Consider the following 15,771-nt stretch of genomic DNA (forward strand, 5'->3'; position numbering starts at 1 on the left):
TTAGCTCAGCGGGAGAGCGCTTCCCTGACACGGAAGAGGTCACTGGTTCAATCCCAGTATCGCGCACCGCTTCAGATTGTTGAAGCAATGCGGATGTAGCGCAGTTGGTAGCGCATCACCTTGCCAAGGTGAGGGTCGCGAGTTCGAGTCTCGTCATCCGCTCCACTTTCCAAGCCCTGTGTTGGAGGTTCCCCAAGAGGAACTTCACAGCACAGGGTTTTGGCTTGCCTTCAATTAGTCCACATCGCAGACTTCTTCGCGCTATCGTATGACGCATGTCCATGGCCAACACCCATCATTCTGAATCCGCCACTGCTTCCCGGGAGCTGCTCAACCAACTCCTAGGGCCCACCCAACCGGTGTGGAAACGCGAAACCCGAATGATCGCCGCCATGACTGCCAGCGGCTCCACCACCTTAGGTGATGACACCTCCGGTGCCTTAGGCAATGATCTTGATGCCGCACTGCTCCAGCATCTTCGCCAATGGTCCGATGTGGTGCTAGTCGGTGCCCGCACAGTCACCAAAGAAAATTACGGCCCGGTTCTTATCCCTGATGAGGTCCGCCAAGCCCGCCTCAATGATGGCCAACTCCCCTGCCCACGGCTAGCTATTCCCACCCGCAGCCTGTCGCTTAGTTCTGATGCCCGCATCTTCGATGATGCGCAACAACCACCCTTCCTCCTGGTTCCGGATGCGGTTCTTCGTGACCCAGCTAAGGAAGCTGATCAAGAACGCCTCAAAGCTGCCGGTGCGGTGCTAATTAATTCCGGTGATGGTTCCCCGCGCAGCATTATCGCCACCCTCCATGCCCATGGGCTAGCCAGGATTGTTTGTGAAGGTGGCCCCGGTATTTATGGCGGTCTCATCGCCAATGGGCTTATTGATGCCGTGCATCTCACCATCGACCCGCATCTCACGGTGCCAGTACCTAAGCCGCTGGTCACCCCCTGGCCGGAAACGGAACCCATTTCCCAGGAAATGAAAATGGAGTTTTCTTATGCCGGGGAAGATTCCATGCTGTTTATCCGGTACCGAATTCTTTAGGTCAACGCGGAAGTTGAAACAGTCAGAAAACCTAGCGTTATTGAGGGATTATTAGCGCTGGTTTATAGGCGGGGCAACGCCACATTGTTTCTCAAAGAAACTAGGCTAGTCCGCGTGACAAATCGCCACGAACCTCCTCTTGACCCCGGTGCGCCCCGTGCCGCCGACGCGGCAATGCCCACTTCAGCGGCAACGCCAGCTACTGCACCCATCGATACTGCGGTACCGGCCCCCCAGGGAGTGGGCCAACAGGCAGCTACTGCGCCACAATCGGCCCCCGCTGCACGCCCGAGTCTTGAGCAACGCCTCGCCCGCATCTGGGTCTCCCCACCCCTGGCATCCGCTCCAGGACTCGGCGAGCCCGTTGGCCCCGGCGCAACCGGTAGGCCCGGCATCATTTCGCGCACCCCACCGCACCCAAACTCACGCTGGCTTAGCCCAGCGCTATGGTGCGTGGCGATTCTTTTCATCATCCACCGCGTTCTCATTCGCGCCATGAATGGCGCCACCACGGATGACTTCACCACCGTGCACTCAGCGCTTCGCCGCTTCCTTGATGGTGTCCCGGTGTATAACGAGGTCTACCACTGGGTTGATCCGCACTATCTCTACACCCCCGGGGCTACCTTATTGCTCTCCCCATTAGGCATGCTCCCGCACCCAGGGCCCGCGCGCATGATCTTCGTGGCGATTAATGCGCTTTGCATCGTTATTGCCCTTGGGGTGCTTACCCGGCTAAGCGGTCGCAGCTTGCGCGATTGGGTGTGGCCAGCATCCGTGGCTGTTGCGTTTATTACCGAGGCGGTCTGCAATACCTTAATTTTCAGCAATATCAATGGCGTGCTGCTTTTAGTGCTCGCGCTTTTCCTGGCCTGTTTATTGCATTCCTATAATCACCATTGGCCACGCTGGGTAGGGGGCCTGCTTTTAGGCTTAGGGATCCTCATTAAGCCCATCTTCGCCCCGCTATTATTCCTGCCCTTTGTGTTAGGGCATTGGCAAACCATCCTCAGTGCCCTAGCAGTCCCAGTAGTCCTTAATGCGGTGGCCTGGCCGCTGGTTCCCGGGGCATCAGACTATGTCACCAAAGTCATGCCCTACCTTGCTGAGGTCCGCGACTATGCCAATAGTTCCCTAGCCGGCAACGCCACCTATTTCGGCATGCCTTCGTTTTGGCAGCAGATCATTTATCTCACCCTCGCGCTCTGCGCGATCATCGCGGTACTAGCCCTTGCTCGGCTGCGCATCAATGAGCCTTTCTTGTGGGCAAGCTGTACTGCCGGAGTACTTTTTGCCGGGGTATTTGTGCTCTCATCTTTGGGGCAGATGTATTACTCCATCTTCCTTTTCCCCATGATGTTCACGGTGCTGCTGCCACGTAGCCCCTTCCACGTGTTCCTAGGTTGGGTGGCCGCCTTCTTCTATCTCACACCCATGTTGTGGAAGAGTGTGCGCGCCCCCATGCTGGGTCGCTGGATTGGTTATCTCCAAGCCACCTTCGGCTGGTCGCTGATCATCGTGGTGATCGCTGGTTCCGCGCTTGCCTGGTGTTGGCAAGATCAACGCCGCGCCAAAGCACAGTCGCGCTAAAGCACAGTCGCTCCAAAGCGCAGCTGCGCCACCCAGCCCCTACCACGAGCTAACCACAGGCTAACTGCACACAACGCGACACCGCCCGCCCTTCCCTACTTAGCACCTGGCACTACAATCACCGGGTATGACTGACTTCCACCTCATCCCCGATTCCACCTGGAAAGAAAAACTCAGCAGCGAGGAATACCGCGTGCTCCGCCAAGGCGGCACCGAAGCTCCCGGGGTGGGCGAGTACACCGACACCACTACCGAAGGCGTGTACTCCTGCCGGGCGTGCGGCACCGAGCTTTTCCGCTCCACCGAGAAATTCGATGCCGGCTGCGGCTGGCCCGCCTTCTTCTCCCCACTCGCTGGTGATCGTATTACTGAGCGCACCGACACCAGCCACGGCATGGTGCGCACCGAGGTGCTCTGCTCGGCGTGCGGCTCGCACTTAGGCCACGTGTTTGCCGGCGAAGGTTTCGATACCCCTACTGATCTTCGCTATTGCATTAACTCCATTTGCCTCACCCTCGAAGAACGCCCCATCGAGGACTAAAAACACAGCCCTCGACAACAGCCCCCAAGCCCCGCACCCACAGGCACACAAAAAGCGCCCCCAGCAGCACCTCCCCACACCCCGACGCTTTCATAAGCATCAGGGGAGGAAGGCCCGCACAAGGGGCGCTTTGGGTATCTCTACCAGGAAAAACCCTTTAGAAGAACATGCCCACAATCTCATCCACATCATCTACGCGGCGACCCGTGTAGAAGGGGATCTCGTGGCGCACATGCAGGCGCGCATCGGTATAACGCATGGTGTGCATCAGGTCAATCAAACGACCCAGATTCGGGCCCTCGAAGCACAGCATCCACTCATAATCGCCCATCACAAACGCCGCCACCGTATTGGCGCGTACATCCGGATAATCGCGAGCAGCCTTACCGTGCTCCATCAAAATGCGACGACGCTCCTGCGGATCCATCACATACCAGTCATAGGAACGCACGAACGGGTACACCGTGATCCACGGGTTCGGATCCTCACCCATAATGAAGCTCGGCAGGTGCGAACGGTTGAACTCCGCGGGGCGGTGCGCACCATTACCAAACCAGGCCGGCTCGGAAGCGCGCCCCAGCATCGTCTGGCAGCGGAAGGCGTTCAGCGCCTCAGTGATGTACTCCCACTCCTCGGCGATGAACCAAATCATGTACTCGCCCTTGGCCTGGATGCCAGAGACATCATAGATGCCGCGGACATGCACCTTGCCTTCTTCCTTGAGGTTCTCAAAGAACTTCCGCGCATCCGCCGCAATCGCCTCCCGCTCCCCTTCTAGGGCACTGCGATCCACATCAAACACCGCGAACTGCAGGTAGCGCTGCATGGAGTTAAGCTCATCAAAATTCTTTTTACTCATAAGTGTGGGGCTGTCCTTTCAAAAACTGCGTGCATTTTTTAGCTTCCCCGAGATCGGGTGGCTGAGGTTCCCAGGCACATACGCCTAGTTCTCCCTACACGCGAGTAGATGGTCATTCACGCGTCGCGATCCATCTTAAGTTGGATAGCGCGTATTGCAACGAAGCGCACCCTCGCCGTGTCTAAACCCAATCAATGTGGACGTATCTATAACTTTTCAAAAACACACAAGGAGCTGCAGGAAGATCACCTTTCCCAAGGCGTCTACCCCGCAGCTCCACAAGTAGTAAAGGTGTCAACCCTCACAACTTTCTAGCTTCTACTCCTCCTTTTCCGCCTCCTCCTGTGCTTCCTTCTTAGCCTTCTTCTCCGACTGCTCCTGCGCCCGCATTCGTGCTTCTTGCGATTCCTCCTTACTCATCACCATCGCCGGGACTTCTTCGCGAAGCATATCGATGGTGCGCTGAGCAATCTCCGGACCGTCGAGGCGTTCAATCTCCTCGTAGTAGCCCTCCAGGTCAATCTTGCGCTCACAGGCCTTGGCTTTGAAGATCTCCAACTTGGCATACAGCGTGATCAACGTTTCTGCTCGCCCACTGCCAGCCTTGACCCCAAATACTGGTTCTTTCATGTCTTCATTCCTTTCATCCGAACCACTTGGTACGGTCAGAATAGACCGCTCTGTCTACTTTTGCCAACACACCCCCGCCAAACACCCCCACTAAATGTTGATTTACGATCATTTCCATCACCATCCCACCCCCACCCCAAAAGGCACACTACCTGCGCCAATTACCGATTCAGCACCGAATCCCCAGAGTATCTCGATCGGTTGAGAACCCCACATCCATCAAGATTAAATAGCTCACGGGTATAGACACCCCCCTCCGCCGCCTTGCTAACGTACTTAGCTTAGTAATCCAAGCCTTGCCTTTTAAGCACCACAAGGAGTACTCATCACTATGCGCGTGACTCGCTCTTTCCTCTCGGTGGCACTCGCCCTAGGCCTCGGGCTTAGCGCAGCCTCCTGTTCTTCCGATAAGAACGCCGAAGGCGACACCCCCAAGGACAACACCCAAGCCGCCGCCAGCTTCACCCACCCTCAATACGAGGATCTGACTATCAACCTCGATGAAGCACCCAAGCGTGTCGTCGCCGACTTCTACGCCGCAGGTGTGCTTGCCTCCTATGGCATCGAACCTGTTGGTGTTTTCGGTTGGGGATCCGACTCCGAAGATGTGCTCTCCGCCTTCGACATCAACAAGGCCGAGATCCTCGGCAAGGGCAATGAAATCAATGTCGAAAAACTCGTCGACCTCCAACCTGATGTCATCGTCGGCCACGGATCTCCAGAAGGCTGGTCCTGGTTCAAAGAAGACCTCAACAAACAATTACTGGATGTCGCACCCTTCATCCCGCTAGCCACCACCAAATCGGTGGAAACCAATATCGACGATAACCTCAAGATCGCCGCCTTCCTAGGCGCTGATCCTGAATCCACCGAAATCAAGAAATCCAAGGAAGCCTTCGAAACCGCCAAGACGCACGTCAAGGATGCCGTCGAGGGCAAAGACCTCGAAGTTCTCCTCGGCGCACCTGCCGAAGAGGTCTACTACACCGCCCAAGGTTTCCCCCAAAACGATCTCTTCGAAGAACTCGGCATGAAAACTGTCGGCAAGCCGCGCCCCGCCGAAGGCAACCCCTGGGGCCAGCTCGCTTGGGAAGAATTCCCCGAATTCAAGGCCGATGTGGTCACTACCTTGCCGGAATCCTCCGCCCCGGATCTTTCCCAAAATGCCCTCTGGAGCGCACACCCAGCTGTTAAGGCCAACCAAGTCTTCGCCTGGGATCAAAAACTCATCTACTCCTATGACGCCTACGCCGACTGGCTAGACGCCACCGCCAAGGACCTCACCACCTACCAGAAGCTCAAGTAGTAGTGTCGCAGCGAAGCCTCACCACGCCCAGGCTCTTCGGCCTGGGCCTGCTCATTGTTTTATGCATCGCTGCGCTCTACAGCTCCCTTGCCTTCGGCTCCCGGTCGGTTAGCAGCACCGAGTTGTGGACCACGCTTCTAAGCCGCGACCCCGAATCCGCCGCCTACAACACCGTGTGGCTCTCCCGAGTCCCCCGTACCCTCATCATCCTGGTAGCCGGCGTAGCCCTGGGGGTTTCCGGGGCAGTGATGCACGCGGTTACCCGCAATCCCCTCACCGACCCAGGCATTCTCGGCGTGAACTCCGGCGCCTCCTTCGCCGTCGTTCTTGGCATCGTCGCCTTCAACGCCAATGCCATTAGCGACTACCGCTGGTTCGCCCTTATCGGTGCGCTTCTTACCTCGCTCGTGGTCTTCATCGTTGGCTCCTACTCCCCTCGTGGCGGGCGCCGCGATGATCCCATCCGTCTCACGCTTACCGGGGTCGCTTTCGGTGCCGTCCTTACTGGCATGACCACCATCTTGTTGCTCACCAACTCCACCGCGTATTTCGCCATGCGCGGCTGGGCTGCCGGCACCACCGCACAACGCCCCACCGAAGCCGCCCTAGAGGTCGCCCCACTGATCATCATGGGTCTTCTTCTTGCTGCGCTTTCCTGGCGCGGCCTTGATGCCATGGCTCTTGGTGAACCCACCGCCATCGCCCTTGGTTTTAACCCCGGGCGTATCCGACTGGTAGCACTCTGCTGCATCGCCCTTCTTGCTGGTGGTGCAACCGCCGCAGCCGGACCTATCGCCTTCGTTGGGCTACTTACCGCACACCTAGCCAGAGCCATCATCGGCCCACACCAAGGCTGGATCACCGCCTACGCGCTAGTCGCAGCACCACTAATCCTCGCCATTGCTGACGTCCTTGGCCGCGTATTAAGTGAAGGTGAAATCCCCGTCGGTGTGGTCACCCCGATCCTCGGCGCACCACTTCTGGTCTTCATCGCCCGCCGCATGAGGGTGATCAGCACATGAGCAACACCATCGACTTCGGCCGCCACACCTGGTGGATCGTCGGCCGTTTCCGCATCGACGTCCGCGCCTTCACCGTCACCTGCATCCTGCTGGCTATCACCCTGGCTATCGCGATCCTCGGTGTCCTTACCGGCACCGGATCCATTGGCCCAAGCGATGTTCTCGACGTCATCCAAGGAAACGCTAAACCCTCCGTTGAAATGGTGGTCATCCAATGGCGCCTCCCCCGCGTCATCGTCGCCATCGGTGTCGGAGCTTGCCTCGCAGTAGCCGGTGCGGTCTTCCAATCACTCACCAACAACCCGCTTGGTTCCCCAGATGTGATTGGGTTCCAAACCGGGGCTTACACCGGCGCCTTAATTGTCATGCTGGTTATCGGCTCCACCTCCACCTTGTGGGTAAGTTCCGCAGCGCTGCTCTCCGGGCTGATCACCGCAGTGGTTGTTTTCGCCCTATCCATCCGTCGTGGGCGCTCCTCCCCTATCAGACTCATCATTGTCGGTATTGGTGTCTCCGCCGCACTAGCTTCCTTTAATACCTGGCTACTTCTTCGCGCCGAAGTAGAAGAAGCCCTTATGGCCAGCCTCTGGGGAGCCGGCACACTATCTGGATCCACCTGGGAGAAAACCATCCCCGCAGTCAGCGCCTGTGCCGGGTTCCTCATCGCCTCAAGCTTCCTAGCCAGGCCGCTTAATACCCTTCAAACCGGTGTGGATACCGCCACTGCGCTTGGCCAACGCGTACGCCTAGTCCAACTCAGCGCGGTCATGATCGGCATTGGACTTACCGCTATCGCCACCGCCACCACTGGCCCCATCGCCTTCATTGCGCTAGCGGCTCCGCAGATCGCACGTCGACTTACCCGCCAAGCCGAAATCCCCTTCGCGGCTTCGGCGGCAGTAGGTGCAACACTGCTTATCCTCGCCGACATCATCGCCCAAAGAATTCACGGCCAAACTCCCCTCCCCGTTGGTCTTGTCACCGTCTTCGTGGGTGGCCTCTACTTCCTCTGGCTCCTGCTACGCGAAAGGAACTCCAGGTGAGCGCACGACTCCAAACCCAAAACGCCTCTCTCGGCTACGACGGCCACGTCATCTGCCCCAGCACCACCCTGGAGATCCCCGATGGTCTCTTCACCGTCATCCTCGGACCCAACGCCTGCGGTAAATCCACACTGCTGAAATCCCTCATCCGGCTGCTTCCACCAATTGAAGGCACCGTCCTTTTAGACGCCAAAGACATCCACCAGCGCCCCACACGCGAAGTAGCCCGCGAACTCGGATTCCTACCCCAAGGCCCTACTGCCCCAGATAGCATCCGCGTTGCCGACCTCGTTGCCCGCGGCCGCTACCCGCACCAAACCCTTTTCAGCCCATGGACGAAAGCCGATGAAGAAGCCGTCGCGCACGCAATGAAGGTCACCGGTGTTAGCGAACTTTCAGCCCGGCATGTTGATGAGCTTTCCGGCGGTCAACGTCAACGCGTATGGCTTGCTATGGCGCTAGCCCAGGAAACCAATATTGTGCTCTTGGATGAGCCCACCACCTTCTTAGATCCCGCGCACCAGATCGAGATGCTGGAGCTCTGCCGCCAACTCAACCGCAAAGACGGCACCACCCTCGTCGCCGTTCTTCATGACGTAAACCAAGCCTGCCGCTACGCCGACCACATCATCGCCATGCGAGAAGGCACAGTCATCGCCGAAGGCGACCCCAAAGCGATTATCAACGCAGAACTCGTCGAAGCGATCTATGGAATGCCCTGCCGAGTGATCGATGACCCCGAGTCCCACACGCCATTGGTAATTCCCAGGTGGACTCATCATGATTCACAGATTCTCCAAGGAACCTCTGAAGCCCCCACCGACTAAACCGCCCCGAGAAGATGAAGCCGCTCGCAGATCTGAGCGGCTTTCTCTTCTATGTCCCTAGCGAAGGTTCTTTCAGTACTGCTGGTGAAGATTCCAGCATGATCTTTGCGGAGACGGCTGGCGGCCCTTGCATCTTCAGGTTGGCGTCAATCTGCAAAGGTCACTGCAATGCCCACGTGGCCACTGCACAAAAAGGTAGGTACCCAGAAGGGGCTTAACAAGCATTAGGCTTAGTTAGAGTTATCGCGCAGGTGACAGCTGAAGAAAAGCCATACGCCGCTGATCCACGTGAACGCCTATCACGCCTCCGCGGTGACGGATGATGCGCACGTCAATGCCTCGGCGAGAATACCTCCGGATTTCTCCGAAGATAGCGCTCCACTGGGGCTCCACGAGGCATGTTACCGATATTCGCAGGAAACGCAAGGCCTACTGCGTCGAAAATATTTGGAGGTATGGTGGCCCACATAGATCCCCGGTCAGGCCTCTCGCTTTCTGGAGCAATGCACAAATGACCGGGGCCTCACATTTAATAAACGCCCTCAAGCACAGATTGATCTGTCCCTCCTTTGAGGCAGTTAGTTTCGGCTGTCGATGGTGTTGACGATGCGGTTGGTCTCCATTGCTACGCGGGTGACCTTGGCGATCAGATCCACGATGTAGCGGGAGTTGCCGACCTCATCGGCCCAGTCATTGGGGTCATTAGTGATCCCGGACTTTTTATCCTTTGTGTACCGGTAGCGATCAATAATCCACGCCAGCGCTGAACGTGAACCCAGTTGGTATTCATCTGCTTCCAGGGGGATTTCGGTGATGGTGACCTTCGGGTTATAGATGATGGTGCTGCGATCCTCCACCATTTTCTTAGTTTCTGGATCACGAACCTTATTCCACTTCATCTTCGTGACCCGCCAGGTCTGCCGATCGGATGCATCCACACCAGGTTTAAGCTGCACGTCTACTGGCCAGGGCTCGACATCTTCATAGTTGATATGAAGATCCATCAGCTCGCGCCCAGCGTTCGACACCAATCGGAAGCGATCAATATCCGTGGGGGTTTCAATATGCGGCAGCATCTTCTTAAGATCTGCTGCATATGCTTCCCGGTAACCGGGGTCGTGGAGTTGACCGTAGATGAAGTAGAAGATCTCATCCTTGGTCACATCGGTACCGAGGGTCTCGCGGTATTCCTGGTGGATCTCATCGGTGATGTTATCGACCCGCCGATACCCATCAACCACCTCACCCTCGCAACCAGCACCAGCATTGGTCGGCGTTCCAGAGGATAGGTCCAAAGCACCATCCTCAGAAGCCGCCGGCTCCCACGTCCAACGAGCAAAAAACTGACCGGTGTCCAAAGTATGCAGATTAGGTAGCAAATCGCTACCAATCACTGCAAAAGGATAATGCGAGGCTGAAGATGTCAGGGTAAAGCCTATGTTGTCGTGTTTCGGGGTCGGGAACATCCGCGGAAGTTGTCCGCGTTCATGGTTCAAGGCGCGGTCAAAGTAGGAATTTTGCTTACAGAACGGGCGGTAGAGGCTGTCACGATAGCCTCCAAGGTGTTCGGCGACAGGCAGATTCTTAGCTGCATACTGTCGCAGAGACCTCGACCATTTGATTTTTTGCTCGTCGGCATGTTCCGTGTGGCTTTTCAGGAATGCTGTCACGTTCTGTTCTTTGCTACCGTCTACCGCGTAGTCGCTAGCTTGGTAAGCTGCACGGGCTTTTTCGTAGTGGACGATCAGCCTCGCCACCGAAGCATGGAGTGCAGGCAGCGAAAAATTGTAAACCCACGCGTCACGATTCGTTTGCAGCCCTGCGGAGTACAGTCGGAATACCTTTGCCACCGCGTCGTTTTTCTTGTCTCCTAGTACCGGCCAGGTGTGGAATTTGTCGGATCGTTGGTTGATCCAGTCCCCGTATTGGTTTGGGGTGATGGTGTCCCATGGGGTGTTGTCGATTGTTGATTTATCAACGATCTCCAGTTTCTCCTTAGCGCTTAGGTAGTCGCCGATATCCCGGTAATGAATCCGGCATCCGGTCGCACCCGGGGTACGAACGCCAACAAAGATCTGTGACCCTACCCGAACATTAAATACGTTTCCTCCCTCGCGTTTAGCCATTTCACCTGCAGTACGCGAGTTGCCTCGTAGGTTGAAAACATAAATATCCGAGTAGTTCTCAGCAAAGCTTAAGCGCACTCCATCAGCGGTATTACCGTCTAACCAGCCGTTGTTCGTGACGAATGCAACGACACCTTCGGTGACCCTGTCGGTTGCCCACCGGAAAGCTCGTAGATACGAGTCATATAAGGAATTCTTGTTGGTTGCGGTGGATTTATCGGCGTAGCTGGTTTCAATGCGGTGGTCCAGCGAGGGGTATTTCACGTTGGCATTGAGGTCGTTGGCACTGGTTTGACCGACGGAATATGGTGGGTTGCCGACGATGATGTGGATCGGGGTGTTCTTTTGTTTTTCGATCCGCTCATTGTTGGTGGTAAACACCTCCAGATCGAGCTGATCGTCTTCCTCATACACCTGGAAGGTATCCGCCAACGCAATACCATCAAACGGCACATACCCCGGCTCCGGCAGCTCCTCCCGCAGCGTCCGTTCCTTTTCTAGGGCGTGGTAGGTGGTTTCGATATTGACCGCCGCCACATAGTAAGCCAGCAGCATAATCTCTGTGGCATGCAACTCAGTAGCGTATTTCCTAGCCAGATCATGCGGCTCAATCAACCCAGATTGCAGCAACCGCACCATAAACGTGCCCGTACCCGTAAACGGATCAAGCACATGAACATTTTCATCGGTTAATCCTCGACCGAAGTGCTTACGGGATACAAAATCCGCAGCCCGAAGAATATAGTCCACAATCTCTACCGGGGTGTACACAATTCCTAGGGCCTCGGCTTGCTTACGGAACGCTTTTTGGAAGAACCGCTCATACAGTTCCCGAATCACTTGCTGCTTACCAGCAGCAGAGGTCACTTCACTGGCTCGTACCCGCACCGAATCATAGAACTTTTCCAACCCGGCGGTTTCGGATTCCAATTTCTTATCCGATAACGCATCCACCATGGTCTGCATCACCACCGACACCGGGTTGTGTGCTGCGAAATCATGCTCCGCAAATAGCGCGTCGAATACCGGAGCGGTGATCATATGCTGGGATAACATACTGATCGCATCATCACGGGTGATCGAATCATTCAGATTCCCACGAAGGCCCTCAACGAACTTCTCAAACTCCGCTAGAAGCTTCTCATCAGCATTGTCCAACAGTTCGTTGATGCGCGTGATCTGGGCTTGCGCCATGGCGGCGACATCATCAGCCCAATCCTCCCAATAGGTGCGCTCACCAACCTTATCGACAATCCGGGTATAGAGGGTTTCTTGCCATTCTTCGAAAACAAACAGTGGTAACTGATAGGGCTCAGCAGATGGCTCCACTACAACTGAGGGGTCAGTAACTACTGCTGGAATGATCTTGTCTTCAAGACGCTTGCGGTTGTTTTCTCCCGGCTGATTCGATGACTGGGACGGGTTGTCTGGTAGTAAGCTTTCGGTGTTGCCTCGTGGGGCGCCTAGTTGTGCTGCGTGGATCATCGCGTTGAAAGAGTCATCGTGAGCACGCAGTGCGTTGATGACTTGCCATACGACTTTGAAGCGCTGGTTGTCATCTAACGCTGCTGCGGCTGGAACCCCTGCGGGTACACCGATCGGCAAAATAATGTACCCGTAGTCTTTACCTTCGGATTTGCGCATCACCCGGCCAACTGATTGGACGACATCGACCACCGAGTTACGCGGATGCAGGAATATGACCGCGTCCAACGCCGGTACGTCCACACCTTCAGATAAACAGCGCGCATTCGAAAGCACGCGGCACTCGTTATCTGGGATGGGGGCTTTTAACCATTGCAACGCTTTACCACGAGCTAAGGCGTTCATCGAACCATCAACATGATCAGCAGCAATCGATAAGTCGAGGTTCAACTGATCGATCTGATCATTGACCACTGATTTTTCATGAAGTTCTTCGGTAAAGGCCTTGGAAATCTTCGGCAGCATATCCGCTACCTGCAAAGAAGCATTGATATTTTTCGCGAATGCCACCGCACGCTGCATAGGCTTGGCATTAGTTTCGAAACCTTGACGGGAATCTTGCGCGCTTCCTGATCGCTTTGCTAACCCATTCCAACACCCAATAAGCCGGGAGACATCATCAAGGGCGACTTCGCAGCCGCTCTCGGTAGTGACACGCCTAGTAGTAGATACTGCGGCCCCCTGATTCACATTTAGTACGACGACCTTGTAGTCCGTGAGCAGGCCTTTGTCGACAGCTTCGGAGAAACCAAGCCGGTGCAGTTCTGGGCCGTAGATCGCTTCATCATCCATCGAGGCGATCTCAGCGGAATGCTCCGCGGCTTGGCCTTTAACCTGGTCATCAAAAAGCCTGGGCGTGGCTGTCATATATAAGCGCTTAGCCCCGGCGATATATGCGTTGTCGTGAATCGCAACGAAGTTGGAAGGATCCTCCCCCGCTAAGGTAACCCCGGTGGTGCGATGGGCCTCATCGCAGATTATGAGGTCGAAAGGATCAGCACCTTGTCGTTGGGCCTCGTGAATAACTGGCAAGGACTGGTAGGTGCTAAACACCACCGTTAAACCTGCGGCACGGCGGCGGAATTGGAGCTTCTCCGCTAGCTGTTTTCCATCGGTGGTGACCGGGATTTCTAGCTCATACGAGGCAATATCTTCTGCTGCGCGGGAAACCTTATTATCAGAACAGACCGCGAATGCACGAAGGTCAACCGCGCAATGGGTAGCCCATTCTCTTAATGATTGGGATAATAAGCTAATCGACGGAACGCAGAATAATATCCTACCTTTACCCCCCCCCCGCGGCCTTTATATAACTTTCCGCGAGTTTTAAGGAAGTGAAAGTCTTTCCAGTTCCACAAGCCATAATTAACTTGCCGCGATCATGGGTTTTAAACCCGTTGATCACCTTGTCGATAGCCTGTTGCTGGTGCGGTCGAGGCTCAAAACGCTTTCGTAAATCAAGGCTGATAATCGGGGTATTATCCGCATCTGGATACGCCACATCCCACTCAATTGGAGCCTCAGCAATCTCAGCTACACCGAAACGCTGAACCGGAATAGTTTGGTTTTCAATCGCGGCTTCCGCATTCTTCCCCCACCGGTCCGTAGTCGAAATAATAATCCGATTACTAAAAGACCTCGGTTCGCCGTCGACAAGAAATGTCCTACCCGAAGCTGACAAGAAAGAGTCGATCCCACTTTTTTGCAAAGTGGTAGTGGGGTCGTAGAACTTGCACTGGATAGCCGTCCAACTTGCGTCGTCTTTACGGCGGGCAACTAAGTCAATGCCGGTATCTCCGGTATTACCGTTATATTCCCAATCCGCCCAACGGCACACCTTGTCATATTCTTGACTCAAGGTTGGGTGCAACTTGAAATACCGCACCATCAACTTCTCGAACAACGTCCCCCGAGTCGAATGATCCTCGTGAGAACGAAGCGCAGAATAAACCTCATCAAAAGAACTCATAACCACCATCGTGCCAGAACACACCCCCACCCAAATAAGAACCTGCTGGTACTTAACTAAGGGACAATTCAGGAGCACCGGTGTTGTATGGAGCCAGCAGCCAAAACACACCACACTGTGATCTACCACCACAGCTAGAAAACACCACCCCCAGCAGTGCCCCCAGCAACGTAGAACTGCCTGTCACCCCCAGCAGCGCCCCAGTGGATTGGGACATAGTGAGGAAACGCATCGATTTTGCGCTTACAAGCCAGTTAAATCAATCGTGGAATTCCACACACAGACAGCCCAGCACGATTAATGCATCGGCAGATTACAAGTCAGATAAGCGAGTCTGCTGCATAGTCCTGTCACCTAAACGTGCAGTAGACCCGATTTCACTAGCCGGTTCACCTGGTGGTCAAATCGATACAACGAGGACCATCCATGCTCAGTGTTTCGCTGCCAAACCCCAAGTAAGTTCGCTGTCACCTGGCATGAACGCCACGAGCAACCGGTCATCGCTGAATCTATTGGTCTGATAACTCCGCCCACCCCTTATGGCCATAGGCTATTGGCGAAAGAGGGGTTTCCATGTTCGCTCTCAGCCTTACGACAATCTATGTTGTCAACGCCGGGCTCCATTTCAGCGTCTTGCTAGTGACGTTCACATGGGTCAACCCCACGCTGCTTCCATGAAAGGGCTGCGCTAATATCTGTTAGACAAATCCTTTCCAACTCCCTAGCAGTCAAGGAGTGCCTTGGTGACGCAAAGGCGCCGTAGTGCTGACCAGCAAACCCGAATTCTCAATGCCTTCGAAGATATTTTGCTCGAATGCGGTCCTCGGGCAGCTACGCTGGATGCAGTTGCGAAGTCAGTCTCGTTATCGCGAAGCGGTCTCCTGCATCACTATTGTTCCCGTAAGGCCTTGATCGATGGCTTGATCGAGCGGTTAAACGACCTGGTTGATAAGGATATTGAAGAGCTGCACCGCGCGAGTACAAGCCCTCTTGGTTATTACATTGCCAGCTCACTGGATTTGAACCATCCGGTGGAAAGAACGATCGCGGCGGTTTCCAAACTCGCTAGTGGTGGGCTCGATATCGCCAAGCTCGCTCTCCGAGAAGCTCGAGAAAAATGGTTTGAAGCACTGCTCAGCCACACTAATGATCCGACGCTAGTACGTTTGACCATGCTGGTTGGAGATGGCCTCAGTTACAACATCGAAATGTGCGCTAACAAGGAGGACGATCCTTTTGTTAGCCCTCACAGTGTAGAAGAGATAATAGAGCGCCTATCAGAACTGAGCGAACGTCAGGTAAAGACCCGAGCTTAGGAAACTCGGGC

General features: G+C 55.3%; 10 protein-coding genes, 1 tRNA gene and 1 pseudogene. 9 read left to right on the plus strand and 3 right to left on the minus strand.

Annotated elements, in window-relative coordinates:
• Positions 1-89 precede the first annotated feature (89 nt).
• The 4 genes from BMZ01_RS08020 to msrB all read left to right on the plus strand — a co-directional run bounded on the left by BMZ01_RS08020 (position 90) and on the right by msrB (position 3,177).
• A tRNA-Gly gene (locus BMZ01_RS08020) sits at positions 90-165 on the plus strand.
• A 110-nt stretch (positions 166-275) separates the two neighbouring features.
• The gene (locus tag BMZ01_RS08025; protein ID WP_092286253.1) at positions 276-1,046 is read left to right on the plus strand and encodes a pyrimidine reductase family protein; all 771 of its coding nucleotides are present in this window, start codon (positions 276-278) and stop codon (positions 1,044-1,046) included.
• A 114-nt stretch (positions 1,047-1,160) separates the two neighbouring features.
• Complete coding sequence (locus tag BMZ01_RS08030) at positions 1,161-2,636, plus strand: glycosyltransferase family 87 protein (RefSeq protein WP_092286254.1); 1,476 nt, start codon at positions 1,161-1,163, stop codon at positions 2,634-2,636.
• A 127-nt stretch (positions 2,637-2,763) separates the two neighbouring features.
• A complete protein-coding gene (gene msrB, locus BMZ01_RS08035) occupies positions 2,764-3,177 on the plus strand; it encodes a peptide-methionine (R)-S-oxide reductase MsrB (protein ID WP_092286256.1) in 414 nt (137 codons plus the stop codon).
• A 157-nt stretch (positions 3,178-3,334) separates the two neighbouring features.
• Here msrB and hemQ read toward each other — a convergent pair whose 3' ends face one another.
• Positions 3,335-4,036, minus strand: a complete 702-nt coding sequence (gene hemQ, locus BMZ01_RS08040; RefSeq protein WP_092286258.1) for a hydrogen peroxide-dependent heme synthase — start codon at positions 4,034-4,036, stop codon at positions 3,335-3,337.
• A gap of 318 nt (positions 4,037-4,354) precedes the next feature.
• Positions 4,355-4,666, minus strand: coding sequence for a hypothetical protein (locus BMZ01_RS08045; RefSeq protein ID WP_092286260.1), 312 nt, complete (start codon positions 4,664-4,666; stop codon positions 4,355-4,357).
• Positions 4,667-4,997: 331 nt separating this feature from the next.
• Between BMZ01_RS08045 and BMZ01_RS08050 the strand changes: the two genes are divergently transcribed.
• Genes BMZ01_RS08050 through BMZ01_RS08065 form a run of 4 tightly spaced genes read left to right on the plus strand, consistent with a single transcriptional unit; the run spans position 4,998 to position 8,864 of the window.
• Positions 4,998-5,972 carry an ABC transporter substrate-binding protein gene (locus tag BMZ01_RS08050; protein WP_092286262.1) on the plus strand — a complete coding sequence of 325 codons (975 nt, stop codon included), beginning with the start codon at positions 4,998-5,000 and terminating at the stop codon, positions 5,970-5,972.
• 2 nt (positions 5,973-5,974) lie between these two features.
• A complete protein-coding gene (locus BMZ01_RS08055; protein ID WP_092286264.1) occupies positions 5,975-6,994 on the plus strand; it encodes a FecCD family ABC transporter permease in 1,020 nt (339 codons plus the stop codon).
• Complete coding sequence (locus BMZ01_RS08060) at positions 6,991-8,037, plus strand: FecCD family ABC transporter permease (protein WP_092286266.1); 1,047 nt, start codon at positions 6,991-6,993, stop codon at positions 8,035-8,037. Before BMZ01_RS08055 ends, BMZ01_RS08060 begins: the two co-directional genes overlap by 4 nt.
• Positions 8,034-8,864 (plus strand): ABC transporter ATP-binding protein, encoded by an 831-nt coding sequence (locus tag BMZ01_RS08065; RefSeq protein ID WP_092286268.1) that lies wholly within the window; start codon positions 8,034-8,036, stop codon positions 8,862-8,864. The genes BMZ01_RS08060 and BMZ01_RS08065 overlap by 4 nt, the downstream gene beginning before the upstream one ends.
• Positions 8,865-9,442: 578 nt before the next feature.
• Here the strand turns inward: BMZ01_RS08065 and BMZ01_RS08070 are convergent.
• Positions 9,443-14,444: pseudogene (locus BMZ01_RS08070) on the minus strand (DEAD/DEAH box helicase).
• A 743-nt stretch (positions 14,445-15,187) separates the two neighbouring features.
• On the opposite strand from BMZ01_RS08070, the gene BMZ01_RS08075 reads away from it, so the two are divergent.
• Positions 15,188-15,760 carry a TetR/AcrR family transcriptional regulator gene (locus BMZ01_RS08075; protein ID WP_092286270.1) on the plus strand — a complete coding sequence of 191 codons (573 nt, stop codon included), beginning with the start codon at positions 15,188-15,190 and terminating at the stop codon, positions 15,758-15,760.
• The last annotated feature ends 11 nt before the right edge of the window (positions 15,761-15,771 follow it).

This window comes from Corynebacterium spheniscorum (assembly GCF_900113445.1).
GTDB lineage: Bacteria > Actinomycetota > Actinomycetes > Mycobacteriales > Mycobacteriaceae > Corynebacterium > Corynebacterium spheniscorum.

What these genes read in the sequence shown, in the direction of transcription:
- BMZ01_RS08025 (WP_092286253.1), top strand. Translation starts at nt 276, where the DNA reads ATGTCCATGGCCAACACCCATCATTCTGAATCCGCCACTGCTTCCCGG.
- msrB (WP_092286256.1), top strand. Translation starts at nt 2,764, where the DNA reads ATGACTGACTTCCACCTCATCCCCGATTCCACCTGGAAAGAAAAACTC.
- hemQ (WP_092286258.1), bottom strand. Translation starts at nt 4,036, where the DNA reads ATGAGTAAAAAGAATTTTGATGAGCTTAACTCCATGCAGCGCTACCTG.
- BMZ01_RS08045 (WP_092286260.1), bottom strand. Translation starts at nt 4,666, where the DNA reads ATGAAAGAACCAGTATTTGGGGTCAAGGCTGGCAGTGGGCGAGCAGAA.
- BMZ01_RS08050 (WP_092286262.1), top strand. Translation starts at nt 4,998, where the DNA reads ATGCGCGTGACTCGCTCTTTCCTCTCGGTGGCACTCGCCCTAGGCCTC.
- BMZ01_RS08060 (WP_092286266.1), top strand. Translation starts at nt 6,991, where the DNA reads ATGAGCAACACCATCGACTTCGGCCGCCACACCTGGTGGATCGTCGGC.